Consider the following 26,685-nt stretch of genomic DNA (forward strand, 5'->3'; position numbering starts at 1 on the left):
GATCCCCCAAGACTGACACCCCCCGAGAGGCGGCGATCCACGCTCCCCTGCCATGACCGCGGCCCACACCTGCTCCAAACGGTTCAGCGGCTACCCCTGCTGCCATCGCCAGTGGCGCCATCCCGGCCACTGCCGTTTCGTGCACGGCTACAGCCGCAGCTTCACCGTGTGGTTCCGCGCCACCCAGCTGGATGCCAACGGTTTCGTGGTGGATTTCTCCTCCCTGCAGCCGCTTGAGGCGAGGCTGGCCGATCAGTTCGATCACACCTTCCTGGTGAACGCCGACGACCCGCTGCTGCCCCAGTGGCAGGCGCTGCACAGCCAGGGCGCCCTTGACCTGCGCGTGATGGACAACGTGGGCATGGAAAGCAGCGCCGCGCTGGTGTGGGGGTGGGCGAACGAGCTGCTGCTGGCGCGCGATGGCGGCCGCGCCTGCTGCTGGAAGGTGGAGGCCCGCGAGAACGAAAAGAACGCTGCCTGTTATGAGGCCGTTCCCACCTGGTTCCAGCCGGTCCTGTGAGCCCCGAACGTCTGGCCACGGCCTGGGCCCTGTTTCAGGCCCTGCTGATCGAGGCGATGCCGTTTCTGTTGATCGGGGTCACCATCTCCACCCTGGCCCGCTGGCTCAGCCCGGGCGGGCAGTGGGTGCGGCGCCTGCCCGCCCATCCGCTGCTGGGGCCGCTCACCGGTGCCGCGCTCGGCTTTGCCCTGCCTGCCTGTGAATGCGGCAATGTGCCGGTGGCGCGCCAGCTGCTGGCCACCGGGGCGCCGCTGGCCACGGCGCTCGGCTTCCTGTTCGCGGCACCGGTGCTCAACCCGATCGTGGTGGCCAGCACCTGGGCCGCCTTCCCGAACCAGCCCTGGCTGCTGGTGGCCCGGCCCGTGGGGGCGGTGCTGATCGCGCTCGTGCTCGCCACCCTGCTGGCCCGCCTGCCGGAGGCGGCGCTGCTGCAGCCAGCGCTGCTGGAGGAACGGCGGCTGGTCCTGCCGCTCAGCCGGGTCAGCCTGCTGGAGCGCCGCAGCGGGGTGATCGGTGCTGACCCGCTGGCGGCCCAGGCCCTGGCGGCTGGTCCACGCCGCACACCCCGCGCTCCGCTGGCGGAAATCCTTGGCCATGGCAGCCGGGAGTTCATCGAGCTGGCGGCCCTGCTGGTGTTCGGCTGCGTGATCGCCGCCCTCGTGCAGACCCTGGTGCCGCGGCCCTGGCTGCTGGCGGTGGGTGGGGCCCCCACCCTCTCGATCTTGGCCCTGATGCTGCTGAGCCTGGTGGTGTCGGTGTGCTCCAGCGTGGATGCCTTTCTGGCCCTGGGCTTCGCCGCCCAGGTCACCCCGGGTGCCCTGCTGGCCTTCCTGTTGCTCGGGCCCGTGATCGACATCAAGCTGGTGGGGCTGTTCGGCGTGTTGCTGCGTCCGCGCGCCATCCTGCTCACGGCCGTCAGCGCCGTGCTGGTGGTGCTGCTGATCGGTCAGTGGGTGAACCTGTGGCTGCTGTGACACTCCCCCGACGTCTGCGCGGCGGCCGCTGGTTGCGGCCCCTCGGACTGGGGCTGTGGGGGGCTGTGCTGCTCCAGAGCGGCATCAGCGGCCGGCTGGATCTGCTGCTGCGGGCTGTGTTCCATCCGTTGGTGTGGATCAGCGGCGTGGTGCTGGTGGTGGTGGCGCTGCTGGAGTTGGTGGGAGGGGGTGGCGCCGCCCCTACGCCGCGGCAGCGCACTGTGCTGCTGGTGGGCGTGGTGGTGGCGATCGCCGTGCTGCTGGTGCCACCGCGGCCCTCGTTCGCCGATCTCGCCGCCAACCGCGACCGCGAACTGCTCGATGAGCCGGGCCTGAATTTCGTGGTGCCGCCCGGCCAGCGCAGCCTCACCGAGTGGGTGCGCCTGCTGCGCAGCCAGCCCGACCCGAAGCTGCATGCGGGCGATCCGGTGCGCATCAGCGGCTTCGTGCTGCCCGTGCCCGGGGACCGTCCCCAGCTGGCTCGCCTGCGGGTGCGCTGCTGCCTGGTGGATGCCACGCCGGTGGGGCTGCCGGTGCTGTGGCCCCCGGGCCGGCCGCTGCCCAAGGCCGATCAGTGGCTGGAGCTGCGCGGCGTGATGGACACCGAACGCTTTGACGGCCAGACCCGGAGTGTGATCCGCGCTGAGTCGGTGCGAGAGATTCCCAGGCCGGCGCGGCCGCTCGAACCATGAGGGCCCTGCGCCTGGCCCTGCTGGCCGGTGTGCTGCTGGCCGTCGCCCAGCAGCAGGTGCTACTCCATCGGCCGCCGCGGCTGCTGGCGCTGGAGCAGGCGGCGGCCAGCTCCGGCCCAGCGGCCTTGAACCTGCGCTTCAGCCGGCCGATGAATCCCGGCAGCGTGGCGGCCCGCACCCGCCTGGATCCGCCGCTGCGCTTCGATCTGCAGGGCGGCGGCAACCCGTTGCTGCTGCTGCCGGGCCAGGGGCAGCGGCTGGTCACCCCGCTGCGGCTGCAATTGCAGGGCGACGACCGACGCGGTCTGCCGATGCGCCCAGCCCTCTGGCAATGGGATCCGCGCGCCCATCTGCTGGCCGTGGTGCCGGTGGGCAGCGGTGAGCAGGTGCAGGTGCGCCAGCACGATGGTGGCTGGACGGCACTGTCACCGGTGTGGAGCTCGATTACCGAGATCGAGCCGCTGGGCGATGGCTCTGGCGTGGGGGTGGTGAGCCGGGATGACCAGGGGCGTCACCAGGTGTGGCGCCTCAACCTGCAAGAGCGCAACCTGGCGCGGGTGGTCGCCATGGACGCACCGCTGCGGTCCGATCTGGGCCGGGTGCGGCAGACGGGCATCGATCGCTTCACGCGCGAACCGCTCCAGTACGCGCAGCTGAGCAGCAACCGGCAGGGTGATCTGCTGGTCCAATCCACGGCGCTGACGCAGGGGCCGGAAGGGCTGGTGCAGTGGTTCCGCGGCGGCGGCCGGCGACGCCTCGAGATCGAGGCCAGTGGCCCGGTGGCGCTGCTGCCCGGCGGCGGTGAGCTGATCGTGCCGGAGCGGGAGGGGTTGTCGCTGCGCACCCTGCCGCCGCGGGAACCACGCCGCCAGATCCTGCCCGGCAGCCGCGACCTCAGCAGCTTCTGCCCGGTGGCGGGGCGGGCGCTGCTGGTGCGGCACTGGCCTGATTTCCGGCGTTCGCTGGAGCTGGTGGAGCCGGGGCAGGCCCCGCGTCCGCTCTGGATCGGCACCGCCGGGCTGGTGGCCAGCGCCTGCTCCCGCGGCGGCGAGAGGGTGTGGGCGCTGCTGATCGAAAGCATCGCCGAGCCACGGCTGATCCTGCTGGCGCTCGATCGCAACGGGACGGTGCTGCAACGCCGCGAGCTGAGCGGCTGGGAGCTGGAGCCGGGCACCGGCCTCCACTACGACCCCACTGGCGAACGGTTGCTGCTCACCCTGCGCCGCCTGGAGCTCGACACCCCTGCCGGCGGCCCGCCCCAGCGTCGTGAGGCCCAGCCGGCCCTGATCGATCCGTTCAGCCTCGAGCTCACCTTGATCGACAAGCCGGTGCGCCAGGCCCAGTGGCTGCCAGCCGGCTGAGGGGCGCCCGCTCCCGCTCAGGCCAGCCGTTGCCGTGGGGCCAGCGCCAGGGCCAAAAGGAAGCCCACCAGCTGCATCAGCACCACGCAGGGACCTGACGGCAGGTTCAGGCTGCCGGAGAGCAGCAGGCCGAGCACGGCGCAGATGGCGCCAAGGCCAGCGGCCAGTGCCACGTAGCCGTTGAACTGAACACTCACCAGCCGGGAGGCACAGGCGGGGATCACCACGAAGGCGCTGATCAGCAGCACCCCCACCGCTTTGATCGAGATCGCCACCACCACCGCCAGCAGCACGATGAAAAGGAGCCGGTGCAGCGGTACTGCCACCCCACGCGAGAGCGCCAGCGGCTCATCGAGCGTGAGCAGGATCTGGTCGCGGCGGGTGAGGCCCAGGTAGCCCACGGCAGTCAGCAGCAGGGCCACGATCAGCCCCAGGTCGAGCCAGGAGATGCCGAGGATGTCGCCGAAGAGCAGCTGATGGATGCCGCCCTTGTAACTGCGCACGAAGCTGAGCGCCACCACGGCGATCGCCAGTGACGACGAATAGACGATGTTGAGCAGGGCATCGGTGGGCAGCTGGCTGCGTTCCACCAGGCGGCTCACCACCAGGGCGAACAGCACCGCGAAGGGAATCAGCACCAGGGTGGGGTTGAGGCCCAGCAGGATGCCGAGGGTGATGCCGAGCAGGGCCGAATGGCCGAGCGCATCGCTGAAGAAGGAGAGCTGACGCAGGATCGCGAAGCTGCCCAGCAGACCGCCCAGGGCACCGGTGAGCAGGCCGCCGATCAGGGCCCGCTGCATGAAGGGCAGGGCCAGGAGCTCGGCGAGGGCTACGCCGTCGTTCATCGGTGGTGATGGTGGTAGGGCACGTAGCCCCGGCCGTAGACCCGCTCCAGCTGGGCGGGACTGAGGGCGTGATCGGGGGGGCCGGAGCAGCGCAGGCTGCGGTTCAGGCACAGCACGCCATCGCAGGTGCGCCGCACCATCTCAAGGTCGTGCGAGACCTGCAGGATCGTCCAGCCCTCGCTGCGGCGCAGGTCGAACAGCAGGCCGTAGAACTGCTCCGCCGCCTGGCTGTCGAGGCCGGCCTGGGCCTCATCGAGCACCAGCAGGCGCCGGGGCCGCACCACGCAGAAGGCCAGCAGCACGCGCTTGGTCTGACCGCCGGAGAGCTCGCTGATCAGCCGGTCGGCCAGGTCGCTGCAGCTGGTTTTGGCCAGCGCCTGGCGCACCGCCTGCCGCCGCCGCTCACTGCCGCGCCAGGGCAGCTGCAGCCCGGGTGGATCCCAGCCGAGGCCCACGAAGTCGGCCACGCTGAGGGGGCAGCGGTTGCGCACGGTGAAGGACTGGGGCACATAGGCCACCTGGGCCCGCACCGAGGCGGGCAGCTGGCCCTGGGGGCCCATCGGCCGACCCAGCAGCCGCACCTGGCCGCGCTGGTGCGGCAGGATGCCCAGCAGCGCCTGCACCAGGGTGCTCTTGCCGGCCCCGTTGGGGCCCACCAGCGCCGTGTCGGTCTCCGCCGCCAGGGTGAAGCTCACCCCCTCCACGGCTGTCGTGCCCTCGCGCCGCACCGTGAGGTCGCTGACTTCGAGAACCATTTCCGCCATGGCTTCAGCCTACCGGCCGTGCGGGGGGATCCACTGCCCTGGGTTGCCAAGGCCCGGGGAGTCCACCGCCCAGGAGATCGCTGCTGGTGGAAGCGCCGCCAGGCGGTGGGCTTGCCACCAGTGCCGCTGGTTCGCGCCGCCTCACTTGCCGAAGGCCTTCACCAGATCCGACACGTTGCGGCGCATCTGGGTGGCGTAGTAGCCGGGGTTTTCGCCCTCGGCCGGACCGGTTTCCATTGGATCGAACACGCTCACCCGCACACCGAGGTCGCCGGCGAGGGCGTTGAACGAGCGGCTGCCTTCCTGCGGCTCGGAGAGCAGGGCCTTGAGATCGGACTGCTTCACCTGCTCGGCCACCCGTTGCAGATCGGCCGGGGTGGGGTTCTGCTCGGGCGCCTCCACCACGAAGGCGGTCTTGAGCTTGTAGCGCTCGGCGAAGTAGGGGGCGAAGTCGTGGAAGGCCACGAAGGTCTTGCCGGCGAAGGGCTTGAGCTGGGCGGCGAGCTCGGCATTCAGGGCCTGCAGCTCTGCGGTGAAGCTGGCGGCGTTGGCGCTGAACTGCTCCTTGCAGGCGGGCTTGGCGGCGATCAGGCCATCCCGGATCGTTTCCACCTGCTGGACGGCCCGCAGCGGATCGAGCCAGATGTGGGGGTTGATCGGGCCGTGCTCGTGGCCGTGATCATGCCCCTGGTCGTGGTCATCACCGCCCTTCGCCTTGGCCTTATCGCCGGCCTTCCCGTCCGCATTGGTCAGGGTCGCCACGCCGCTGCTGGTGTCGATCACGCGCAGCGTGGGGTTGTCGGCGCTGGCGATCAGCTTGTCGAGGAACGACTCCAGACCCAGGCCGTTCTTCACCAGCACGTCGGCCTTCTGCAGCTTCACCAGATCCGATGGGGTGGCCTGGAAGTCGTGGGGTCCAACATTGGTGGGAACCAGTGCCTGCACCGTGGCGCAGTCGCCCGCCACCGCCTTGGTGAATCCGGTGATCGGCAGGAAGGTGGTGACCACTTGCAGGTCGGTGCCGTTGCTGGCCGCCGGATTCCGGGCGGTCTGGCCGCACGCGACCAGCAGTGCCGCAGAAGCCAGCACCGCCGCACGGCGCAGAAGGAGACGCATGGCCGGCAGAGGAGAGCGGGGATCCCGGCACCGAAGCGGCGAGAAGTCGAATCGAGAATCATACTCATTTTGGTATGGCCTACCAGGCGCCTGGCCCTCCGCCTGGCCCTTGGTTTGCGCCTGTGCCTCGGCCTCTGCATCGCCGCCGCGAGCGCCCGATCTGTGGCCCTCGTGGCGGCTCCATCCCGCGCAGGCGCCGCCCTCTCACGGCGCTCCATAGGATCGGCGTTGACCCGCTGTCGTCCTGGCCATGGCTTCCGAGGCAGCCGTTCCTGTTTCGCAGAACGAGAGCCCGCTGAAGCAGAGCCCGCTCAACGCCAAACAGAGCCATCTGCTCGATCAGCTGCAGGCCGCCGGCCACGAGCTTTCCGGCCAGGACCTGCATGCCCGGCTGCGCGGCACGCCCCATGGCATGGGCCTGGCCACGGTGTACCGGCACCTGCGCCAGCTGCAGCAGCGCGGGCTGGTTCGTTGCCGCCATCTGCCCAGTGGCGAAGCCCTCTACGCCCCCACCGAACGGGACGAGCACCATCTCACCTGCGTCGATTGCGGCCGCACCCTGCCCCTGCGGGCCTGCCCCATGCACGACGTCCACCTGCAACCCCAGCAGCTGGACGGCTTCCGGCTGCTGTTCCATACCCTGGAGTTCTTCGGCATCTGCCCCAGCTGCCAGGCCCGCCAGCAGTCGTCCTGAGAGGAGCGTGCCCCCCTCATAGCTGCAGCAGCCAGGCCAGCAACTCCTGGCGGCGTTGCCGCGGCAGCTCCAGAAAGCGCGACTTCGCCCCCTCTGCCTCCCCGCCATGCCAGAGGATCGCCTGCTCGAGCGTGCGGGCGCGGCCATCGTGCAGGAAGCCCGTCGAGGCATTCACCCGCTGCGTGAGGCCCACGCCCCAGAGGGGAGCTGTGCGCCATTCGCTGCCCGCCGCCCCCTGCTCCGCTACCCCGTCATCAAGGCCGGGACCCATGTCATGGAGGAGCAGATCGGTGTAGGGCCAGATCCTCTGAGCGCGGAGCGCCTGAACCACCGCCTGTGTGGAGGATCCCGTGGACAGTTGCGGCACATGGCACCGGGCGCACTGAAGTGTGTCGAACAGTGCCTGCCCCCGGCGCACCACCGGGCTGGAGGCCGGCTGGCCGGTGCGCGGCGCCCCCAGGGTCTGGCTGTAGAAGGTCACCAGGGTCAGCTCCTGCTGGCTGATCTCGGCGGGTTGGCCATCGGCCGCCAGCGCTGAGCCCGGCCCCACCGCCGTGGTGAGGCCCATGTCATTGAGAAAGGCGGCGCTGGTCTGGTCCCGTACCGAAGCGGAGAGCGCCTTCCAGCCGAACCGCCCCAGTTGCCGCTGGCCGTTGGCGTCCACCAGCCAGTGGGGTCGGCCGGAAATGCCATCGCCATCGCGGTCATCGGGGTCGGCGCGGGCCAGGATCGCCCCCTCCGGTACCGCCTCCAGCAGCCCCAGGCCGATCAGGGGCGGCGCCACCCGAAGGGAACGGGCCACCTGCCGAACCGAAAGATCGAGGGGAGTGTCCGTCTCCAGCTGGACCCATGGCCGGCGCAGCCCCGCCTGGTTCTGCCACTCCACCGCCACGGAGGCATCGGGGCTGGCACCCAGCACGGCGCGATCGCGGACCTGGTGGCCGATGCTCGGCACGGGCCGCCCATCCCGCAGGGCCACCCGCACCAGGGATTCCCCCATCAGCGGCCGGCCGCGGCCGTTGCGCACATGGCAGGCGATGCAGGAGGCGGCATTGAAACGGGGACCCAGGCCCGCCCCGGGCGCCCCCTCCAGGGGCACGTGGGTGCGATCGAACAGCCCATCGGCGATCTGGTGGCGCTCCAGCTCAGCCGGGCTGAGGCCGGCGGCCGGTTGCTCGAAGGAGGCCGACGTGCGGTTGGCCACGGTCATCGCCCCGGCCGCCCGTTGGGGATCGGCGGCGCTCCAGCCGCGCTGCAATCCCACACCCAGCACCACCGCCAGGGCCAGCACGGCCAGCAGCAGGCGTTGACGGGGGCGCTGCATCAGGACAACAGCGGCACTGACCGCTCCACGAGCTTCGCCGCGCTGTGCAGCTGGCTGATCAGCTGCTCCATCGCCTTGCGGGAGGCGGGGTTGTGGAGGTGATCGTTGATCGGGTGCGGCAGGGCCTTGGCCAGATCCACTGCCTGGGCGGTCTGGGCGTCGATCTGCTGGCCCAGCTCGACATCCTTGCGGCGGATCCGCTCCAGCAGACCGGTGGTCAGCAGCACCTGCCGGGCGCCCTTCACATTGGCGAGCAGATCCGCCTGGGTGTTGCCGCTGTCGGCGCTCTCCAGGCTGCGGGGATCACGGCTGTTCAGCGGTTGGCCCAGTTTTTCGTCGCCCTCCTCCTGCAGCAGGCCGATCACCCCCTGAAGCATCTCCTGCACGGCTGTGCCGGCCTCGGCTGGTGAGCTGATCCGGGCGCCGAAGCCCTGCGGCCCCGACCAGCTGGCCAGGAGCCCTTCGGCCTGGCGGTGCAGGTCGTCGGTCGCCAGGCGCAGATAGGCCAGATCGTTGGGCGTGAGCTGGGCCGCGCTGGGTCGTTGGCCCCTGTTCCCGCCGAAGATCACCCATTCGATGCCGTGGAATCCCTTGGCGGTGTCGCTGAGGGCGACGAAGGTGTCGGCCGTGAACGCGGCGCCGCCCAGGGCCGCAGCGAGGTCTTTGCGGTTCACGGGCCAGGAATCCAGGGCGCCGTCGAACCCTTCGGTTTGAGCGGGACCGAAGGCCCAGCTTTCACTGGTTTCCCAGGTGTGGCGCGCCGCCAACCAGGCCTGGCGGGCCGCCTCCAGGCGCTCGTCGGAGGGTTTGTCGGTGAGGCGTTGGATGGCGGCCTGCAGGGCGCCGGTTTCCGCCACCAACTTGGTGTTGTTGGGCTGCACCACCTGCGCCACGAAGGTCTTCACCACCGCCTCGTCGGTGGGGGCTGCCGTGCGGCCGGGCGTGCCGCAACCGTTGAGGACCAGGCCCAGGCCTAGCGGCAGTCCCAGGGCCAGGCCCAGGGCCAAGGTGCGACTCCAGCGGCAGGTGCGGGTCACGATCGATGCAGGGCGTCTGCGGCCAATGTCCACCGCCGGTCCGCACCATCACCGCCCGGACGGCACACCAGCCCGTGACCAATGGCACCCAGGGCTGCATCACCACTCAGTCGCTCCACATCCGCAACAGGTTGGTGTAGCTGCGGCTGAGCAGATCGAAGATCTCGCTCTTGCCCTGCTGGCTGAACAGCTGCCGCCGGGCTGTGTCGAGTTCGAACAGCAGTTCGCGCTGCTCTGCGTTGCGGAGGCGACTCTGGATCCAGCCCACACAGACGAGACGCTCCCCCTCCGTCACCGGTTCCACCCGGTGCAGCAGGGTGCTGGGGTAAAGGATCGCGTCGCCGGCCCTGAGGCGAATCGCTTCCTCACCATGGGGAAACTCCAGCACCAGGGCACCGCCCGCGTAGCTGGCTGGCTCCGAGAGAAACAGCGTGAAGGAGAGATCGGAGCGTCCTTCGGCCATGAAGGCGTTGTCCACGTGGCGGCCGTAGCCCTCGCCCACGCCCGTTCGGCTGAACAGCAGGCCGTGGATCCGGGCCGGTAGTGCCGCTGCAGCCAGCAGGGGATGGGCCAGCAAGGCTTGGTGCACCAGCGGCGCCAGCTCCTGGTGCAGGGCCGAAGCGCGCTCCAGCTGGCGGTTGTGCTTGACGGCCCTGGCATGCCAGCCGGCCGTTTCCTGGCCGGGCCGCCATTCCAGCTCCGGCGCCAGCAGCCGGCTTCTCCAGCTGGCGATCTGCTCGGCCGGCAGCAGTGATTCGATCTGAAAACGCATCGACCCGGCAATGGCGCGGTTCCCCCGAACGATGGCGGCACCCTGCCTCTTTCTCCAGGGGAGCGTGCCTGCGCCATTGCTGCCAATCGGCGGCAGCGGAACAGCCAGCACCCCAATCTGTCGCCAATGGCACGGTCGCCTGTGACCGGTGCAGGCCGGTGCAGAGCCAAGCCGCTCAGAATCGGCGGTGTTCCATTCGGATCCACCATGGCGCGCTCCAGCATCGCCCTGTTCCTTGCCACCACCGGGCTGATTGCCGGGATGGCGGGCTGTGGCAAGGCTCCCGAGTCCAGCGAGCCGAAGACCCCTGCGGCTGGACAGCAGGCACCTGATGGTGGCGGGGATGCGGTCGAGTACCACAAAGAGAACAAAGGAGAGGAAGGCGGCGAGGGCGGGGAAGGGGGTGAGGGCTGATGTGCAGGCCGGCACATGAAACCGGCAGCTGAACCGGGCGCAGTCCATCCCCCACTACAGGCCCCACCACCGGGCCCGCCAGCTAAAGCAGCTGGTAAGAACCGTTATCATTATCATGCTATTGCTGGGGTGCTCTGGTTCCCTGGGCCTGTTGACAAGCGCACCCTGCCAATCAATGACCGTTTCCCTCTCCAAGCTGCTTGCGCACCTTGCCTTGGGCCTGCTGGCTCCGCTGGCCCCCTTCGCTGCCGCCGCCGCTGAGCTCAACCTGGAGGGCATCCAGCGCTATGCCAGCGGTCTCACCTTGGGCAGCCAGGGCGGCGGTCTCAGCGCCGACCAGGTCACCAGCATCAACCAGTTCTCCGACGTTCAGCCCACTGAATGGGCCTACCAGGCGCTCTCGAACCTGATCGAGCGCTACGGCTGCGTCGCTGGCTATCCCGACGTCACCTTCCGCGGCAAGCAGGCCCTCAGCCGCTGGGAAGCCGCCGCTCTGCTCAATGCCTGCCTCGATCGCATCACCGAGGTGACCGACGAGCTGCGTCGCCTGCTCAAGGAATTCGAAGCCGAACTGGCCGTGCTCAAGGGCCGGGTGGATGGCCTCGACGCCAAGGTGGGCGAGCTGGAGGCCAATCAGTTCTCCACCACCACCAAGCTGAGCGGCCAGGCCACCTTCGTGCTCGGGGCCAATGCCTTCGGCGGCAGCGCTCCCGCACGCGCCACCCGCGAAGAGGTGGGCGCCACCACCTTCAGCTACGACATTCAACTCAGCTTCGACACCAGCTTCACTGGCAAGGATCTGCTGCGCACGATCCTGCGGGCCGGCAACTTCGCCGACAGCGCCTTCGGCGGCGCCGGCCCCACCGGCGGCCTCTCCACCCTGGAAGTGGCGTTCCAGGAGGATTGCGGCGACAACGCCGACTGCGGCGATGTGGTGGCGATCGACAAGCTCTTCTATCAATTCCCGCTCGGCAGCGGCTTCACCGCCACCCTCGGTGGCCGCGTCGGTCAGGAAGACATGCTCGCTCTGTGGCCGAGCGTGTACCCCAGCGACACGATCCTGAACGTGCTCACCCTCAACGGTGCGCCGGCGGCGTACAACAAGAACCTCGGCCCGGGCGCCGGCCTCTGGTGGCAGAACGGCGGCTTCAGTGTGAGCGCCAACTGCGTGGCCGCCAACGGCAACGCCGGCAACCCGAGCGAGGGCGGCATCGGCACCAGCGCCAGCGCCGGTACCGGCACCGTGCAGATCGGTTACGCGCAGGAGCAATGGGCCGTGGCTGCGATCTACAGCTACATCCAGTCAGGGGTGGGGGTGCCCGGCACCACGCCCATCACCGCCCTCGCCTTCGAGAACCCCAGCAGCACCACCAACGCCGTCGGCCTCAGCGGCTACTGGCAACCCTCCAGCTCCGGCTGGTTGCCCTCGATCAGCGCCGGCTGGGGCCTCAACTCCACGTCGTACGACGGCCAGGAGGTGGATGGCGATGTGCGCACCAGTCAGTCGTGGATGGTGGGGCTGGAGTGGAGTGATGTGTTCGTGAAAGGGAACGCCCTCGGTATGGCCGTGGGCCAGCCGGTTTTCGCCACAGCCCTCGAAGGCAGCGACTCCCCCAACGACGGCAACTATGTGTGGGAGTGGTGGTACAAGTTCCAGGTGAGCGACAACATCTCCGTGACGCCCGCCCTCTTCTATCTGAGCCGGCCCCTGGGCCAGGCCACCCCCTCCGGCGAGACCTTCAACCAGCTGGGCGGCCTGGTGAAAACCACCTTCCGGTTCTGAGCCGGGGGTTTGGAGGCTGTGAGCTGACTCTGTGTTCAGGATGGCCGTCCTGGTCTGATGCACTGGCTAGCAACGCGCGCCATGGAGTGGCTGCAGCGGCCCCAGCTCAGCGCGGCAGCTGGCACTCCAGTTCCCGCAGCCGCGCTTCCAGTGCCTCGATGCGTTCGAGGTAGGTGAGGGCCAGGGCCATGCCGGGCACGTTGAGGCCGAAGTCGTCGCGCAGGCGGGCGGCGCGGCGGGCCAGCGTGAGGGTGCGGGCGTGGAAGCACCAGGACGTGCCCGTGCCGGTGAGCTGGAACACGCCGAACTGGACCAGTTCGCTCACCTCTTCATGGGCCAGGCCAGAGGCCGCCAGCAACTCCTCGAGCGCCACCGGGCTGTCGTCGTCGGCGGGAATCAGCGGATCGTCAGCCATGGGTGGCGGCTCCTGGGAACGATGGACGGGGGTTGAACGCGGAGGCTTCGGCCAGCTCGCTGTAGAGCTCCCGTTCGCGATCACCGATCTGCTCCGGCATCACGATCTGGATCACACCGTAAAGATCACCGGCGCCTTCCTTGCGCCGCGGCAGGCCCTTGCCCGCCAGCCGCAGCTTCTGGCCGTTGCGCATGCCCGGCCGCACGGTCACCCGCGCCGTGCCGGCGAGCGTGGGCAGATCGATCTCGGCGCCGAGGGCCGCCTCCCAGGGGGCGATCGGCAGCTCCAGGTAGAGGTCGTGGCCCACGGGGCGAAACCGGGGGTGTGGCTTGAGCCGGATCTGCAGAAACAGATCACCGGCCGGGCCGCCGCCGTGGCCGGGGCCCCCACGGCCTGGCACCCGCAGGCGCTCGCCATCGGCCACACCGCGTGGCACCCGGATCGTGCCGGAGCGGGGCTCCCGCGCCATGCCGCCGTCGGCGCGGCGGCTGGGGACGCTGAGCGTGAACGCCACCTCGGTGCCCTGGGCCGCCTGCTCCAGCGTCAGTTCCGTGGTCACCTCCAGGTCCTGGCCGCGAACCTGGAAGCCGCCAGCCTGTTGGCCGAAACCGCCGGAGCCACCGAAACCGCCACCAAACCCACCGGCGCCGCCAGAAACGCCAAAGCCCATCTGCTCGAACAGATCGGCCAGATCCACGTCCTGACCAGCCGGCTGGCCGCCCTCCCGCCGGAAGCGGCTCTCCCAGTCGGGCGGTGGGCTGAAGTCCTCCCCGCTGCCATGGCGGCCCAGGTTGTCGTAGGCCTGGCGCTTCTCGGGATCGGAAAGGGTCTGGTAAGCCTCGCTGATCTCCTTGAAGCGCTCCTCGGCACCGGGCTCCTTGGCCACGTCCGGATGGGTCCGGCGGGCCAGCCGCCGGTAGGCCTTCTTGATCGCGTCGCCATCGGCGTCGCGCTCCAGCTCCAGGGCGGCGTAGTAGTCCTTGAACTTCATCGTCGCCGGGCCTCCGAACAGAGCTGCGCCTGGAGGGTGGCCGCCTGTAGGGGCGGCCCGCACGGGGCTCCTCCCAACCCTGCCACGCCCAGCCGTGATCGCGCCGCGTCAGGCGTAGGAGCGGCAGCTTCCTGGCCGCGCCCTGGCCGCTTGCCAGCCTGCAAACGGCCGCATCAGCGAGCCAGCTCTCAGAGGCCAGGCGCCAGACTGGTGGGATCAGCTCCGCCCTGGCCGCCATCGCCATGACCAGCACCGCCAGTGATCTCCACGCCACAGATGTCCGCGCCGACGGCCCTGCGACGGTGCCCATCCCCGCCATGGCGGAGGCCGGCATCACCAGCCTGCCGGTGACGATCCTCACCGGCTTTCTCGGCGCCGGCAAAACCACCCTGCTGAATCACATCCTCAGCAACCAGGACGGCATCAAGACCGCCGTCCTGGTGAATGAGTTCGGTGAGATCGGCATCGACAACGACCTGATCATCGCCACCGGCGACGACATGGTGGAGCTGAGCAACGGTTGCATCTGCTGCTCGATCAACGGCGAACTGCTGGAGGCGGTGGAGCGCATCCTCGATCGCCCCGATCCGGTCGACTACCTGGTGGTGGAAACCACCGGCCTCGCCGATCCGCTGCCGGTGGCGATGACCTTCCTCGGCAGCGAGCTGCGCGACACCACCCGGCTCGATTCGATCATCACCTTGATCGATGCGGAGAACTTTGACGACTCCACCATGGCGAGCGAGGTGGGGCGCGCCCAGGTCATTTATGGCGACATCCTGCTGCTCAACAAGACCGATCTGGTGGCGGAGGAGCGGCTGGTGGAGGTGGAATCACGCCTGCGCGAGCTGAAGAAAGACGCGCGCATCCTGCGCTCGGTCAGCGGGCAGGTGCCGCTGCCGTTGCTGCTGAGCGTGGGGCTGTTCGAGTCCGATCGGGTGGTGGCGGAGCAGGCCGGCGAGGCCCAGGCGCACAGCCATTACCACGGCCATGACCACGCTCACGATCACGGCCACAGCCATGCCCACAGCGCCGGCGCGGCCGAGGGTGCCGACGCAACCCACGCCACTGCCGCTGACCACAGCGCCTGCGATCACGACCATGGCCAGTGCGTCCACGACCACAGCAGCCACGGCCATGACCATAGCCACGATCACGATCACGCCCATGGCGACGGCGTCCATGCCGCCGACCATCTGGCGATCGAAGGCTTCACCTCGCTCTCCTTCGCTGCCGATGGGCCCTTCTCGTTGCGCAAGTTCCAGAACTTCCTCGACAACCAGATGCCGGCCGGGGTGTTCCGGGCCAAGGGAATCCTCTGGTTCAGCGAAAGCGAGCGGCGCCATGTGTTCCACCTGGCGGGCAAACGCTTCTCGATCGACGACACCGACTGGAAAGGACCGCGCAAGAACCAGCTGGTGCTGATCGGCAAGGAGCTCGATCACGACAAGCTGCGCCGTCAGCTGCGGGCCTGCGTCGCCAGCGGCGCGGCCGGCAAGGGTTTTTCCTGAACCTGGCCCGCTTGCCCGGCTGCATCCTCTGCTCGCGGCCTGGCATCCCGCCCGCTCCCGGCGCTGCATCCAGGCCCCGCATCCAAAGGTTGCCGTTGAACTCCCGGGCGGCGGGGCTGGCTTCATACTGACCCCGCAGTGGTTTGCCGGTGCGCACCCCGGTGAGGCAACGAGGAAAGTCCGGTGCCAGCATCACCCTTGTCCGAAGGCGTGGTGGTCACTCCGGCGCTGTCCCGCAGCTGTGATGGGCCCCATCAACAGGTGGGCCCTCAGCCAGAACGCTCGCCCCTGCTCCTCCCCCTTCAATCCCCGGCGCGGACCGGAGTTCACCATGCCCTTCGCTTCCCTCAAGTCCTCGTCAGGCCGAGATCTGGTGCTGGCCGGCTGCGCCGGTCTTGGCCTCAGCCTGCTGGGCACCCTGCCCGCCTCCGCCCACGGCCTGGCCGGAGCCGGCCTGGCGGGTGGCTTCAGCCATCCCCTCACCGGCCTCGACCACCTCTTCCTGCTGGTGGGCGTGGGTGCGGCCTCGTCGTTCGTGAGTGCCCAGCTCCTGCTGTTCGCCCTGGCCGGTGCCGTGATCGGGGCGTTCTTCGGTGTCAGCGGCGGCGGCCTGCCCGTGGCTGAGCTGCTGGCGGCACTGGCGGTTTCGGGTCTGGGTGTGCTGATCCTGATGAGCCGCCGCTCTGGCCACCCTCCTTCCATTCCTGCGGCCGGCACCGTGGTGACGGTGGCGGTGGCGATCCACGCGATGCTGCACGGCCATGAAGCCAGCGGTGCCAGCAGCTGGTGGGCGGGAGCCCTGCTGGCCTCTGGCCTCACCGTGGGGGTCACGTTCCTGTTGCTGCGCCGGCTCGGCACCGCCTGGACCGTGCGTCTTGCCGTTCTGCTCACCGTGGTGGGTGCGCTGCTGGCCCTGGGGCCGATCGGTCTGCTCGCCGCCGCCGGAGCCGCCTGAGCTGAGCACCAATCGCAGTCATCGACACAGTCAGCCCTCAAGTTCTGGCTAACGTTGCTGGATACCGGTTGGGTGCCATGGTCGAACTTTTGCTTTTCACCGGCGTCATCGCCCTGTTCGGCCTGGCCTTCTGGCTTACCACCGACTCTGACGACGACAATTCCGGCGGCGGCCTGATGCAGCCGGCTCTCGTGCCAGTCCGGGTCCGCCCCAGCCGCTGAACCCTTCCCTCTCTCTCACCCCTAGCGATCGTCAGCCCTGCTGATGGTCGTTTTTTCTTTGGGTTGCCTTGCCTGCGGGGAATCTGTCTGGCGTGCCATTCCACAGGGCAGAGCCCGCTTCTCATGCCCCAGCCACGACAGACAAGCGGCCTGAGCGGTTCTCGTTCTTGGTTGTTTCACCCATCCATTGATCGGACCTCCCGTTATCGGGTCACATTTGTTACTCCCGGTCGCACCCTTTCGACGTGGGTAGCTAAATCCTGATTCCTACGCTCCAGATGTTGCATTCGCGCCATCGGGCGCTCCATCTCCTGGATGAAACGGATCTCTTCCGCCACCGTGAGGCTGGCTGCTGCCGGTCTCACGGTTGTTTCGATCGCCACCGCCGTTGGTGCCGGCCTGGCGCAACAGGCGCCCAACCGCAAACCCGTTGAAATCGGGGTCTACTCGGGCCGCCACTACAACACGGACAAAGAGCTCTACCGCCAGTTCACCGCCCGCACAGGCATCAAGGTGAACGTGCTGGAAGCCAAGGACGACGCCATCATCGAGCGCCTCAAGAGTGAAGGTCGCAACAGCCCGGCCGATGTGCTCGTGCTGGTGGATGCCGCCCGCCTCGACACCGCCACCGACCAGGGCCTGTTCCAGCCCAGCCGCTCCGCAGCCCTGCAGCGCGATGTGCCCGCCAACCTGCGCGACTCCCAGGGGCGCTGGTATGGCCTCACCCGCCGGGTGCGCGCGGTGGTGGTCAACCCGAAGCTGGTGAATCCCAACACGATTCGCACTTACGCCGATCTGGCCAAGCCGGCCCTCAAGGGCAAGCTCTGCCTGCGCGACCGCAAGAGCCCCTATAACCAGTCGCTGGTGGCCAGCCAGATGATCCTGCGCGGTGACGCGACCGCAGGCAACTGGGTGCGCGGCATGGTGGCCAACGTGAAGCAGCCGTTTTTCACTTCGGACACCCCCCTGGCCCGTGCCGTCGCCCGGGGTGAGTGCGCGGTGGGCGTCGTCAACTCGTACTACGTGGCCCGCATGCTTTCGGGCGAAGGCGGCGCCGAGGACAAGCGCCTGGCTGAGCAGCTCCGGGTGGTCTACGTGAATCCCTCCCACGTCAACATCAGTGGTGCCGGCGTCACGCGCCATGCCAAGAATCCCCAGGCTGCGCTCAGGCTGATCGAGTTTCTGGCCTCCCCCACCGGTGGCCGCGGCTACGCCGAAGCCAACAACGAGTACCCGCTCAAGGGCGTGGGTGACAATCCCATTCTCAAGCGCTTCGGTACCTTCAAGGCGGATGGCGTCTCGGTCGAGCAGATCGGAGCACGGAGCAGGGCCGCTACCCGGATGATGGAAACCAACGGCTGGAAGTAGGACACCGAATGGCGGCACTGGCAACAGCCGAACGAGCACCAGCTGTCAAGGGCGCACCGCCGATGCGGCGCGCCTCCCTCACGGCAGCGGTTGTGCTGGTCTCAGCCCTGGCCCTGTTGCCGGTGCTGGTGCTGGTGGGCTATGCCCTGCTGGCCCCCGGCTCCAGCACCCTCCAGCTGGGTGCCGAGGGCGTTGAGCAGGTGGTCAACACTGTGGGGCTTGTGATCGGTGTCGGCATGATCGGCGCCCTCGTGGGCACGGCCAACGGCTGGCTCACGGCCTGTTGCCTCTTCCCTGGCCGACGCTGGCTGCGCCTGGCGCAGGTGCTTCCTCTGGCGGCCCCTGCGTTTGTGCTGGCTGCCGTGCTCGTCGATCTCGGCAGCCGCTGGGGCTTCCGCTTTCACGGCATCGGCTGGGCGGTGCTGCTGCTCAGCCTCACCACTTACACCTATGTGTTCCTGCTCTCCACCGAGAGCTTCTCGATGAGCGGCCACCGCCAGCTGGAGGCCTGCCGCAGCCTGGGCGTTGGTCCGTGGGGCAGCTTTCGGCGGGTGGCGCTGCCACTGGCCCTGCCTTCGATCGGTGCCGGCGTTGCCCTCAGCGGCATGGAGGTGGTGAATGAACTGGGCGCGGTCGAACTGCTCGGCGTGCCCACCCTGTCGCGCGGGATCCTGCAGCGCTGGCAGGGTGAAGGGGATCTGCAGGGAGCCGTGGGGCTGGCCCTGATCGCCTTGGTGATGGTGAGTCTGCTGGTGGGAGCCGAACGCTGGTTACGCCAGCGCAGCCGCCGCTGGAACATGGGCCATGACGGCACCAGCTCACTGCAGTGGCACCTGAGCGGCTGGCGGTCCTGTGCGGCCCAGCTGCTCACCCTGGTCCCGCCGCTGATCAGCCTGGCGATTCCGCTCACCTGGCTGGTGATGAGCCGCGACCACTTGCAGAGCGATTCGCCCGAGGAGCTGGTGGCGCTCACATTGCGCAGCCTTGGTCTGGCCCTTGCCGCTGCCCTGGTGACGGTGGTGGCGGCGGTGGTGCTGGCGATCGCCCGCCGCTGGATCCCCCAGCCCTTCCTGCGTCAGCTCACCTTCACGGCGGGCATGGGCTACGCGATCCCCGGCACGGTGCTGGCCCTGGCCCTGATGCTGATTGGCGGCCCGCTCGGCCTCAGCCCGCTGCTTCTGTTGCTCTGGGGCTACAGCGATCGTTTTCTGGCCGTCTCCAAGGGGGGCCTTGACGCCGCTCTGGAGCGGATTCCGCCCAGCGTGGATGAGGCGGCCACCGGCCTCGGCTGCAGCTGGACCCAGGTGCTGCGGCGTGTGCATCTGCCCCTGCTCAAGGGGCCGCTGCTGGTCGGTGCGCTGCTGGTTTTCGTCGATACGGTCAAGGAGCTGCCGCTCACCTTCTCCCTGCGCCCCTTCGATTTCGACACCCTGGCAGTGCGCGTTTATCAGTACGCCGGTGATGAACGGGTGTCGTCCGCGCTGGTGCCGGCGCTGCTGATCGTGGCTCTGGGCCTTGTGGCGGCGGTGGCGCTCATGCCCAGCCTCGAACAGCTCGGTTCCGGTCAGGACCGGAGCTGAATCGCCACGCCAGAGCTGGGCTCGCGCTGCGGGCCCTGGTTCAGGGACGCTCCGGGCAGCGGGCGGCGATCCGGGCGATCCGGTTCGCCTGCAGCACGTTGAAGTTGTCATCGCTGGCCAGCAGCAGCGTGGGGCGTCCATCGGCCAGGGCCGGGCCCACGGCGAGGGCCTCCCAGTTGTCGGGGCTGAGCCCGGCCGCCAGCAGATCCCACTGCCGCACCGGTGCGAGTGGTGGGGCGTTCTCACCTGCGGGCCGGCTTGCCGGCAGGGGGAAGGCCACCAGCCGCGCCCACCAGCGGTTCGGCGCGGCATAGCCCCGCACCAGCCCCAGCAGCAGCCCGGAGTTCGGCGGCGCCAGCAGCTCGGTGAGGCCCCACTGGGAACCCTCCAGCGCCACCGCCAGACGCCCAGCCGGCAGAAAGGCAGGCTGCGGGGCTGCGGTCTGAGGGGTGGTTGGGGAGGCGTTGCCGGCCAGGCTCCTGGCCAGCGGTCCGAAATGCAGCAGGCGCAGCGATCCCTCCGGGTCCTGCAGCAGGGGCCGCTCGGCCGCCAGCAGTAGAGAAGGGGGCAGGCCTGAACCGCCCGACGCCGTTGGCGATACCGGCAGCAAGGTCAGCGCTTCTGGCCCTTGGTTCGAGCCCAGGCCGCGCTGCGGCGCCGCCTGCCAGTCCGGCGGCAGGTCAAACGCCTCCTGCAGGCGCCCCGTGGCCCGCTGAAAGCGCAGCAACCGCGGCGGCTGCTCCAGCGTGCGGCGCCCCTCGCTCACGATCCAGAACGATTCGCCCTTGATCACCAGCCCTTCACCGTCGAGGGGGTGGGCAAACGGTTGGCCGTTGGCATCGGTGAGCCTCAGCCGCCGGCCGACCACTGGCGGTCTGCCCCCGTTCTCCCCGAGGGGCGCGACGCCGTGCAGCGGCACCAGGAAGGGAGCGGGGCCGTCGCTGAGCAGCCACAGGCTGCGGCCCTCCGGGTCCATGGCAGCGGCTGAGAAACCACCGAGCGGTTGGCCGTCGGTGCCCTCCCGCGGCAGCTCCACCTCGGCCAGCAGCTCCCAGCTCACCTCTCCCGGACAGGGCAGCACCCAGGCTGGCTCTGCGGGAGGCTGCAGCGGCACGGTCACGGGTGCTACGGGAATCACAGCGATCAGAGACGGCTCCAAGGCCCACGATGGCGCTGCTCCAGCTGCAGTGGTGCCTCACGAAGGCCTGGTCGTCCGCAACTGGCTCTGTGGCCAATCTGCGGAAGAGGAATGACAGTGCAGATCAGGAATTGTGGCCCAATGAAGACGTGCCCTAGATGCGTCGACGATGGATCAGGCAAGGATCCTGTGACATCGACTGTTGATCGCCCTTGATGCGCGGCATGCCGCCGGAGCGCACAGGATGGGGGGACCTTGAATCCTGAACGTATCGCGCTTGATGAACATCCTGCAGAGGCAGTCAAGCCACAGGCCGTGGATCAAGGACTGATTGCACAGTTGATCCAGGCTGTGTGCTGACCCAGGATCAGCCTGAGCATGATCAGCCAAACCTGGATCAACTAAGCCCGGATCAGTCAAGTCCGGATCAGTCAAGTCCGGATCAGTCTGCTCAAGATCGACGAGTCATGATCCCCTTCGTCAAGATCAACCTTCTCGGGAGGACATGGAGAATGATGAGCCAGGACGTAGTTGTTTAATTTGCTACGCCCGTGCGTCGCATTTCCAAGGCAAGGCACAGCACACCCCATGAAGATGATCTCATCGCACTGCCATGGCGTGATCGTGATGGACGAGTCACAGATGCACTCAAGCGAAGATAACGAGATCCTCAATCGCGTCCTGCAGCTCACCAGCCTCAGGGATTGGTGCATGGAACGCCTTTCACTGCTGTCGTTGCGATCCGATCTGGAAGATGCCCGCTGCCTGACCAGTGAGCATCTTGAGATGCTGGTGGAAACCAATGCCTGGAACATCCTCTGGCTTCCCTCCTGTTGGAGACCACGTAATGACGAAGGCTGACGCAATCACTACCCAGAGGATTGTCTCCAGAGTGTCAGAACATCCCGGGAGCTTCTGATTGCAGCTGCTTCACCCACTGCGCAAGTCGTTCATCAGTGACATCGGGTACACTGTCTTCATCGAGAGGCAGGCCGCAGAACAGCCCATTCACCACACTCTTAGATTCTGAAAAGTCGTAGCTAGCGGGTGATACCTTGCCAACCATTCTGGCCCCAGACTGGATGAATGCCGTGTAGAGCTCTTCCATGGCATCGCAGAAGTAATCGGAGTAGGAGGAAGAGTCTCCCAGTCCCACAATCGCCACCGTTCGACCGGTCATTTGCAGATCAGGGATGCCTTCCACGTGGCTGTCCCAGGCGGTTCCGGAGCGCATCGAATCTGCTCCAGTGTTCCAGGTGGGCACGCAACAGATCAGGTCGCCCGAAGCTTCCAACTCCTCGGTGGCGTCGAGATCACCCACATCCTGCACGCTGGCAGAGGGTCCGATCAGCTCAGCGAGGCGGGTGGCAACGTCCTCCGTTTTTCCGGTGGTGGTGGCAAACAAGATGCGAACGGGCATTGTGCTGAATCAGAACGTTGATGTTCTAATCACCAGTAGTCCTTGTGGAGCTGTGTGGAACGACATCGACAGGTGACATTGCCGACATAAGCTCAGCATCAATGGATTCAGGCGATCAAGTCATCAACGTTACGTTGATCCTGTTGCCTTGTATTCCATGCCCAACACGCTCAGTTTCACAGCCATCTCCTCCTGGCCCTCCTGTGCCTTTACACCCCACCACAGCAACACGCCAGCTCTCCATGGGCCGGCTTTGCTGGGCAAGATCCGCCAGCATCAGCCCATCCAGAAGCTCAGCCTGGATTATCCGGGTCTCACCCAGGAGCAGCTTGCCCTGGTGCAGGGCATCCAGGTGCAGGAACAGACATTGGCTCAGCTTTATCAGGAGTTGCAGGCGGTTGAGGTGATCAAGGCTGGGCTTGAACGGGAGCTGATTGATTCTCTCAGTCCTGTGTCGCTACTCTGACTTTCAGCGTGCAGCCGCCCGCAGCAAAAAGCCCTGGCCGGAAGGCCAGGGCAAGTTGTGAATCTCACAGTCGTGGTTCTGACAGCTGGGCTTCCCCTGGTTGCGGTAAACGCGGAAGAGTTTCCACAGTGTTTCACCAGTGGAGGTTCAACAGCGGGGTTCACTCAACGTTGGAGTTTCAGGCAGTCTCCATCATTTCAAGCGCCTTGCCTACCCGGCGGAAATCAAAGCCGAGAGCCCGCAGAGCGTGCCAGAGATGGCCCTGCAGGAAGAAGAAGGCCAGAAAGAAGTGGGCATTCGCCAGCCAGGCACGAGCGGTGTGAACCCCCAACGGCAGATCCACGCTGTCGGCGAAGTAGGGAGAGAAGGAGAATTTCAGCGTGAGCGCAGGCCCAAAGAATTCCACTGGATACACGGTGGTGTTCGAGGCACACCAGAGGCTGGCCACAAATCCCATCAAGGCCACCGATCCAATGGAGTACGACAGAATCGATTCGGCCGATTGAAGAACCAGCTTGCGTGCGAAGGGCAACGGTGGCACCAGGATGTGCCATACCCCGCCCAGGGTGAGCATGAAGGCGATCACCACATGGCCACCGATCACATCTTCCAGGCTGGAGATCGAGAGGAAGCTGGTCTGATAGCCCCAGATTGTGGCCAGATCCACGCGCGGTTGCACGGTTCGAACCGCTTGAAGGGCAGGGTCGTAGATGCCCACCCGTTTGGCCAGTTCAACAAACGCAATGGCTCCCAGGCCCAGGAAGATCAGGTGATGGCCCAGGATCACCCCCAGCTTGGCAGGGTCTTCCCAGTCGAAGTTGAAGCGCTTGGCGCCGCCCTGCGTGGTGCCAAGGTCGGTGGGGGCACGGAAGAGGTGCCACATCCCTCCGGCGGCCAGTACGGCGGCGCTCACCAGGTGGAAGGCGGCGATGGCGATGATCGGCTCCGCATGGGCGATCACACCACCTTCCCCAACGCCAAGACCAAGGCGCGCCAGGTTTGGCAGAAGAATCAGGCCCTGCTCACCCATCGGCTGGGCAGGGTTGTAACGGCTGAGCTCGTAGATGGTGAACGAGCCCGCCCAGAACATGATCAAGCCGGCATGAGCAGCATGCGCTGAAATGAATGTGCCGGCTTCATTGGTCACCAGTGAATTGCCTGCCCACCAGTCATAATTGACCTTTGGGTTTCCGTACGATTGCATCAAGCTTGCGCGAGGCAGCGTCAATGTAAGTTGAAGCTCCAGCGATTGGTGCGTATGAAATGACTATCTGGCAGCTGATTGCGTACGGAACTGTGTATCAATGAAGCGTTCGTGTCGTGCCTTTGCAGACAATGACCGAGGCCATGCGCTTGGTTGGAGTTGGCGGGGCAGTGGCTGAAACCTCACCAGAACGGCTTCCTTCAGGAACAGGCCACTCGTCACAACGCCCCAGAAGCCCCTTCCCAGGGCATTGGCGACCCTCAGGCGGCGCCACCACCACCGCCACCCCGATAGCGGCTGGCCGCACGCTTCACGCTGGCGAGAGCGGTGCCATCAAGGAACTGCTGATCCAGGAGCAACAAGGCGGCGGAGTTGTCCCCTGCCAAGCGCAGACGCTGCAGCACAAAGCGGGCTTCCGCCTCTTCCTGGATCTGTTCTTCGACAAACCAATCCAACATGGCGGAAGCGCTTCGCTCCCCATCCGCTTCCGCCAAGGTGTACAGGCGGTTGATGGAGGCTGTGACGGCTTTCTCCATCACCAGCACCTGATCGAACAACGCCTGGGTGGAGTCCCAGGAGCGTTGCGGCGACTGAATGGTGGGCAGAATCACCTGTTCGTCACAGTCGAGCAGATAATCGATCATGCGGGAGGCATGACCTCGCTCCTCATTGCTTTTGTTGAGCATGTATTCGGAGAAGCCGGCAAGATCCTTCTCCCGCAGCCAGATCGACATCGACAGGTAGCTATGGCTGGCGTGAAACTCAGCCTCCAGGTGGGTGTTGATCGCTTGCGTCAACTCTTTCATGTGGTTCGTTCAGTGATGTCTCTCTTGATCTAGCAACCTGAGTGCTCCCCGTGAGCCAGAGTTCACAGGTTGTCGTGTCTGCCCGGAGAGGGTATGAGCGATTGCACACGACTGCCCTTCGAACCATCGATCACCACCGCTCGTGACTTTCATCGCGTTGATCGGCTGCTGCTTCAGAGAGAATCTGCCGACAACAATCTGCAATCCCTGAACCTCCTGATGCCATCAGCTGTGGTTGCGACTTGCGCCATGAGCTGTGGTTCCGACTTTCAGTCCACGATTTGCATCACGATCACCAAGCCTTTCCGTCCATGTGTGACACAACCAGGCCCTTTGATTCATGACCGACCCGGAGACGTTCTGAAACCCATGATCTGCTGGTTGTAATCCCTACCCGACTCCACTGAGTTCTCCCTGACCACCAAACGGATCCACCCATGCCCAATGATTTTCCCGGTGAACTTCCCAGCCTGCCCGTGGAGCAGCGCACCAGGAAGCGCACCGATGAGCTCTGTGCCATTCAGCAATGGTGCCTGGAGCGTACGGCCCAGCTGGAGAGGCAAGGCAACAGTGCTGCTGCACGCTGCCTTAAGTGTGAGCATCTCGAATTGCTGAGGCAACCCGACAGCCATCGCACGTTGTGGATGCGCATTGAGTATGACCCTGAGGGCTGATCCGGCGCTGAGTGGCATTCCTGTTTGCTGGAGGTGCCATTGGCCACAGGATGAGGCGCTGAAGATGACAGCACCTCTGGCTGAATGCACCCACACTGATGACGGAGACGGACGCCCTCACCAGGTGGGCTGAGGGAGTTTTTTCTCAGCTCGGAACCAGCGTGGGTTGCGGGCTGGACGTGGCTGGAAAGGTTTTCACCACGGCAGAAGGACGCAGACGCAAGGCGCAGTGCTGGCCGATCTGCAGCGGCATGTCCATGGGCCGGCGTACACGCAGGCGCACATCCCCCTGCTCCACCTGATACAGCCAGCTGCGGCCCAGAAACTCGCGGCCCATCACTTTGCCGGCGCCGGAATCGTCCGCCTCCAGCTCAATGTCGTCGGGGCTCACCAGCACCTCCACGGATGCTTCCTGAACACTCAGGCGCGGGAGGGAGGGACCTCTGAGTGGCTGCACCGGCCCCAGCAGTGTGTGCAGATCCGAGCCCTGCCACCAGGCCGGCAGCACATTGCCTTGCAGCACGAAACGCCCCACGAAGGAGGTGGCGGGTTGGTGGACCAGATGCTGAGGGCTGGCGCATTGGTGCAGACGACCGTCATGGAGCACCGCCACCCGATCACAGATCGCAAGTGCCTCTTCGGGGTCGTGGGTGACGATCAGTCCGCTCGTGCCGCACTGCGCCAGCACGGTGGGCAATTCGCTGCGCAGCCGCAGCCGCACCTCCACATCAAGGTTGGAAAAGGGCTCATCGAGAAGCACCACCGCCGGTTCCGGCGCCAGAGCGCGCGCCAGGGCGAGCCGCTGGCGCTGGCCACCGGAGAGCTCGTGCGGGTAGCGCTCCGCCAGTTCGCTTAGACCCAGCAGGTTGAGCAGCCAGGCGGCACGGCCCTTGTTCTGCCGTTGTCTGAGACCGAAACAGACATTGCCCCAGGCCGTGAGGTGGGGGAACAGGGCGTAATCCTGAAAGACCATGCCCACGCCGCGGCGTTCGGGAGCAAGGCAGCAGTTCGGACCAGACACCTCGCGGCCCGCCAGGCGGATCACGCCCCGCTGCGGCCACTCGAAGCCGGCGATCAGGCGCAGCAAGGTGGTTTTGCCACAGCCGGATGGGCCCAGCAAGCCCACCAGTTCGCCCCGCTCAAGACGCAGATCAATGCCTTGCAGGGTCCATTCCGAACCGCCGCAGCCACCGGGAAACCGGTGCCACAGACCTTGCAGTTCGATCGCGTGGAGAGAAGCAGGATTGGGCGCGTGGAGAACAGCGGGATCGGGAGATGGGTGGTCAGATTGATGCGACTGCAGCATGAATCAGGCCTCCCCTGTGCTGACGACAGCCTCAAGGGTGATCCCCATCAGATGCTGGCGGCACCGGAAACGAGGCCTCCAAGGTGCCGGCAGCGGGTGGCCCAGAGTGGCGACGACGAACCGCAAATCGGATTGCAATTGATGCTGCTGCGTGATCAACGGCCGCAGCGGCAGCAGCCGCCTTTCCAGTTCGAACACTTTGAACGCTTGCACCCTTTTTTCTTGGCGATTCGGATGCGATCGCGACGTTGCCGTGTGGCCGTGGGTTGGGTGGCAGTGAGTTGTTCAGAGTGAGAGGCCGCTCCGGCCATGGCTTTAAAGCAGACTCCATTAA

29 protein-coding genes and 1 riboswitch are annotated in these 26,685 nt (G+C 66.9%); of the genes, 15 read left to right on the forward strand and 14 right to left on the reverse strand.

All coding sequences use genetic code 11. From position 1 onward, the window contains the following. The first annotated feature begins 52 nt into the window (after window positions 1-52). Genes ACXMDP_RS07780 through ACXMDP_RS07795 form a run of 4 tightly spaced genes read left to right on the forward strand, consistent with a single transcriptional unit; the run spans window position 53 to window position 3,547 of the window. Window positions 53-520 carry a 6-carboxytetrahydropterin synthase gene (locus tag ACXMDP_RS07780; protein ID WP_259729580.1) on the forward strand — a complete coding sequence of 156 codons (468 nt, stop codon included), beginning with the start codon at window positions 53-55 and terminating at the stop codon, window positions 518-520. Between the two features lie 56 nt (window positions 521-576). After that, window positions 577-1,494, forward strand: coding sequence for a permease (locus ACXMDP_RS07785; RefSeq protein ID WP_399233111.1), 918 nt, complete (start codon window positions 577-579; stop codon window positions 1,492-1,494). Beyond that, a complete protein-coding gene (locus tag ACXMDP_RS07790) occupies window positions 1,491-2,186 on the forward strand; it encodes a TIGR03943 family putative permease subunit (protein WP_259729578.1) in 696 nt (231 codons plus the stop codon). The genes ACXMDP_RS07785 and ACXMDP_RS07790 overlap by 4 nt, the downstream gene beginning before the upstream one ends. Beyond that, complete coding sequence (locus tag ACXMDP_RS07795; RefSeq protein ID WP_259729577.1) at window positions 2,183-3,547, forward strand: hypothetical protein; 1,365 nt, start codon at window positions 2,183-2,185, stop codon at window positions 3,545-3,547. The genes ACXMDP_RS07790 and ACXMDP_RS07795 overlap by 4 nt, the downstream gene beginning before the upstream one ends. 17 nt (window positions 3,548-3,564) lie before the next feature. Here ACXMDP_RS07795 and ACXMDP_RS07800 read toward each other — a convergent pair whose 3' ends face one another. The 3 genes from ACXMDP_RS07800 to ACXMDP_RS07810 form a co-directional block, all read right to left on the reverse strand. Continuing rightward, window positions 3,565-4,392, reverse strand: coding sequence for a metal ABC transporter permease (locus ACXMDP_RS07800; RefSeq protein ID WP_259729576.1), 828 nt, complete (start codon window positions 4,390-4,392; stop codon window positions 3,565-3,567). Further along, window positions 4,389-5,156, reverse strand: coding sequence for a metal ABC transporter ATP-binding protein (locus ACXMDP_RS07805; RefSeq protein ID WP_259729575.1), 768 nt, complete (start codon window positions 5,154-5,156; stop codon window positions 4,389-4,391). The genes ACXMDP_RS07800 and ACXMDP_RS07805 overlap by 4 nt, the downstream gene beginning before the upstream one ends. A 141-nt stretch (window positions 5,157-5,297) precedes the next feature. Beyond that, window positions 5,298-6,272 carry a metal ABC transporter solute-binding protein, Zn/Mn family gene (locus tag ACXMDP_RS07810; RefSeq protein ID WP_259729574.1) on the reverse strand — a complete coding sequence of 325 codons (975 nt, stop codon included), beginning with the start codon at window positions 6,270-6,272 and terminating at the stop codon, window positions 5,298-5,300. Between the two features lie 250 nt (window positions 6,273-6,522). Here ACXMDP_RS07810 and ACXMDP_RS07815 point away from each other — a divergent pair, with 250 nt between their 5' ends. Continuing rightward, the gene (locus tag ACXMDP_RS07815; protein WP_259729573.1) at window positions 6,523-6,966 is read left to right on the forward strand and encodes a Fur family transcriptional regulator; all 444 of its coding nucleotides are present in this window, start codon (window positions 6,523-6,525) and stop codon (window positions 6,964-6,966) included. A 16-nt stretch (window positions 6,967-6,982) separates the two neighbouring features. Here ACXMDP_RS07815 and ACXMDP_RS07820 read toward each other — a convergent pair whose 3' ends face one another. The 3 genes from ACXMDP_RS07820 to ACXMDP_RS07830 all read right to left on the reverse strand — a co-directional run bounded on the left by ACXMDP_RS07820 (window position 6,983) and on the right by ACXMDP_RS07830 (window position 10,099). Next, window positions 6,983-8,290 carry a di-heme oxidoredictase family protein gene (locus ACXMDP_RS07820; protein WP_259729572.1) on the reverse strand — a complete coding sequence of 436 codons (1,308 nt, stop codon included), beginning with the start codon at window positions 8,288-8,290 and terminating at the stop codon, window positions 6,983-6,985. After that, window positions 8,290-9,327, reverse strand: coding sequence for an imelysin family protein (locus ACXMDP_RS07825; RefSeq protein ID WP_259729571.1), 1,038 nt, complete (start codon window positions 9,325-9,327; stop codon window positions 8,290-8,292). The genes ACXMDP_RS07820 and ACXMDP_RS07825 overlap by 1 nt, the downstream gene beginning before the upstream one ends. Window positions 9,328-9,433: 106 nt before the next feature. Then, window positions 9,434-10,099, reverse strand: coding sequence for a Fe2+-dependent dioxygenase (locus ACXMDP_RS07830; protein ID WP_259729570.1), 666 nt, complete (start codon window positions 10,097-10,099; stop codon window positions 9,434-9,436). Between the two features lie 207 nt (window positions 10,100-10,306). Between ACXMDP_RS07830 and ACXMDP_RS07835 the strand changes: the two genes are divergently transcribed. Further along, window positions 10,307-10,513, forward strand: a complete 207-nt coding sequence (locus tag ACXMDP_RS07835) for a hypothetical protein (RefSeq protein ID WP_259729569.1) — start codon at window positions 10,307-10,309, stop codon at window positions 10,511-10,513. A gap of 175 nt (window positions 10,514-10,688) precedes the next feature. After that, window positions 10,689-12,296 carry an iron uptake porin gene (locus tag ACXMDP_RS07840; protein ID WP_259729568.1) on the forward strand — a complete coding sequence of 536 codons (1,608 nt, stop codon included), beginning with the start codon at window positions 10,689-10,691 and terminating at the stop codon, window positions 12,294-12,296. A gap of 106 nt (window positions 12,297-12,402) precedes the next feature. Here the strand turns inward: ACXMDP_RS07840 and ACXMDP_RS07845 are convergent, their stop codons facing one another. Together ACXMDP_RS07845 and ACXMDP_RS07850 are read right to left on the reverse strand one after the other, a co-directional pair. Continuing rightward, entirely contained in the window at window positions 12,403-12,711 is a 309-nt protein-coding gene (locus ACXMDP_RS07845; RefSeq protein WP_094510905.1) for a chaperone modulator CbpM, read from the reverse strand. Further along, entirely contained in the window at window positions 12,704-13,702 is a 999-nt protein-coding gene (locus ACXMDP_RS07850) for a DnaJ C-terminal domain-containing protein (RefSeq protein ID WP_259729567.1), read from the reverse strand. Before ACXMDP_RS07850 ends, ACXMDP_RS07845 begins: the two co-directional genes overlap by 8 nt. Before the next feature lie 317 nt (window positions 13,703-14,019). On the opposite strand from ACXMDP_RS07850, the gene ACXMDP_RS07855 reads away from it, so the two are divergent. From ACXMDP_RS07855 to ACXMDP_RS07875, 5 genes are all read left to right on the forward strand, one after another. Further along, complete coding sequence (locus ACXMDP_RS07855) at window positions 14,020-15,213, forward strand: CobW family GTP-binding protein (protein WP_259729695.1); 1,194 nt, start codon at window positions 14,020-14,022, stop codon at window positions 15,211-15,213. Window positions 15,214-15,335: 122 nt separating this feature from the next. Continuing rightward, window positions 15,336-15,517, forward strand: a riboswitch (cobalamin riboswitch). Window positions 15,518-15,544: 27 nt separating this feature from the next. Then, entirely contained in the window at window positions 15,545-16,168 is a 624-nt protein-coding gene (locus ACXMDP_RS07860) for a HupE/UreJ family protein (protein ID WP_259729566.1), read from the forward strand. Window positions 16,169-16,245: 77 nt separating this feature from the next. Beyond that, window positions 16,246-16,389, forward strand: a complete 144-nt coding sequence (locus tag ACXMDP_RS07865; protein ID WP_198948234.1) for a hypothetical protein — start codon at window positions 16,246-16,248, stop codon at window positions 16,387-16,389. A 315-nt stretch (window positions 16,390-16,704) separates the two neighbouring features. Then, complete coding sequence (locus ACXMDP_RS07870) at window positions 16,705-17,757, forward strand: extracellular solute-binding protein (protein WP_399233032.1); 1,053 nt, start codon at window positions 16,705-16,707, stop codon at window positions 17,755-17,757. 62 nt (window positions 17,758-17,819) lie between these two features. Then, window positions 17,820-19,337, forward strand: a complete 1,518-nt coding sequence (locus tag ACXMDP_RS07875) for an ABC transporter permease (RefSeq protein ID WP_259729564.1) — start codon at window positions 17,820-17,822, stop codon at window positions 19,335-19,337. Window positions 19,338-19,377: 40 nt separating this feature from the next. Here the strand turns inward: ACXMDP_RS07875 and ACXMDP_RS07880 are convergent, their stop codons facing one another. Further along, entirely contained in the window at window positions 19,378-20,457 is a 1,080-nt protein-coding gene (locus ACXMDP_RS07880) for an esterase-like activity of phytase family protein (RefSeq protein ID WP_259729563.1), read from the reverse strand. Between the two features lie 606 nt (window positions 20,458-21,063). On the opposite strand from ACXMDP_RS07880, the gene ACXMDP_RS07885 reads away from it, so the two are divergent. Continuing rightward, window positions 21,064-21,336 (forward strand): hypothetical protein, encoded by a 273-nt coding sequence (locus ACXMDP_RS07885; protein ID WP_259729562.1) that lies wholly within the window; start codon window positions 21,064-21,066, stop codon window positions 21,334-21,336. A 34-nt stretch (window positions 21,337-21,370) separates the two neighbouring features. Here the strand turns inward: ACXMDP_RS07885 and fldA are convergent, their stop codons facing one another. After that, complete coding sequence (gene fldA / locus ACXMDP_RS07890; protein ID WP_259729561.1) at window positions 21,371-21,895, reverse strand: flavodoxin FldA; 525 nt, start codon at window positions 21,893-21,895, stop codon at window positions 21,371-21,373. Between the two features lie 157 nt (window positions 21,896-22,052). Here fldA and ACXMDP_RS07895 point away from each other — a divergent pair, with 157 nt between their 5' ends. Continuing rightward, complete coding sequence (locus tag ACXMDP_RS07895) at window positions 22,053-22,361, forward strand: hypothetical protein (RefSeq protein WP_259729560.1); 309 nt, start codon at window positions 22,053-22,055, stop codon at window positions 22,359-22,361. A 178-nt stretch (window positions 22,362-22,539) separates the two neighbouring features. Here the strand turns inward: ACXMDP_RS07895 and ACXMDP_RS07900 are convergent, their stop codons facing one another. Continuing rightward, complete coding sequence (locus ACXMDP_RS07900) at window positions 22,540-23,565, reverse strand: chlorophyll a/b binding light-harvesting protein (RefSeq protein WP_259729559.1); 1,026 nt, start codon at window positions 23,563-23,565, stop codon at window positions 22,540-22,542. A 260-nt stretch (window positions 23,566-23,825) separates the two neighbouring features. Further along, window positions 23,826-24,371, reverse strand: a complete 546-nt coding sequence (locus tag ACXMDP_RS07905) for a ferritin (protein ID WP_259729558.1) — start codon at window positions 24,369-24,371, stop codon at window positions 23,826-23,828. A 437-nt stretch (window positions 24,372-24,808) separates the two neighbouring features. Between ACXMDP_RS07905 and ACXMDP_RS07910 the strand changes: the two genes are divergently transcribed. After that, on the forward strand, window positions 24,809-25,045 hold the full coding sequence (locus tag ACXMDP_RS07910; RefSeq protein ID WP_259729557.1) for a hypothetical protein: 237 nt from the start codon (window positions 24,809-24,811) through the stop codon (window positions 25,043-25,045). Between the two features lie 145 nt (window positions 25,046-25,190). Here ACXMDP_RS07910 and ACXMDP_RS07915 read toward each other — a convergent pair whose 3' ends face one another. Further along, the gene (locus tag ACXMDP_RS07915) at window positions 25,191-26,351 is read right to left on the reverse strand and encodes an ABC transporter ATP-binding protein (RefSeq protein ID WP_259729556.1); all 1,161 of its coding nucleotides are present in this window, start codon (window positions 26,349-26,351) and stop codon (window positions 25,191-25,193) included. A 3-nt stretch (window positions 26,352-26,354) separates the two neighbouring features. Continuing rightward, entirely contained in the window at window positions 26,355-26,564 is a 210-nt protein-coding gene (locus ACXMDP_RS07920) for a hypothetical protein (RefSeq protein WP_259729555.1), read from the reverse strand. Window positions 26,565-26,685 lie beyond the last annotated feature (121 nt).

The sequence above is a fragment of the Cyanobium sp. ULC065 genome (assembly GCF_977927515.1).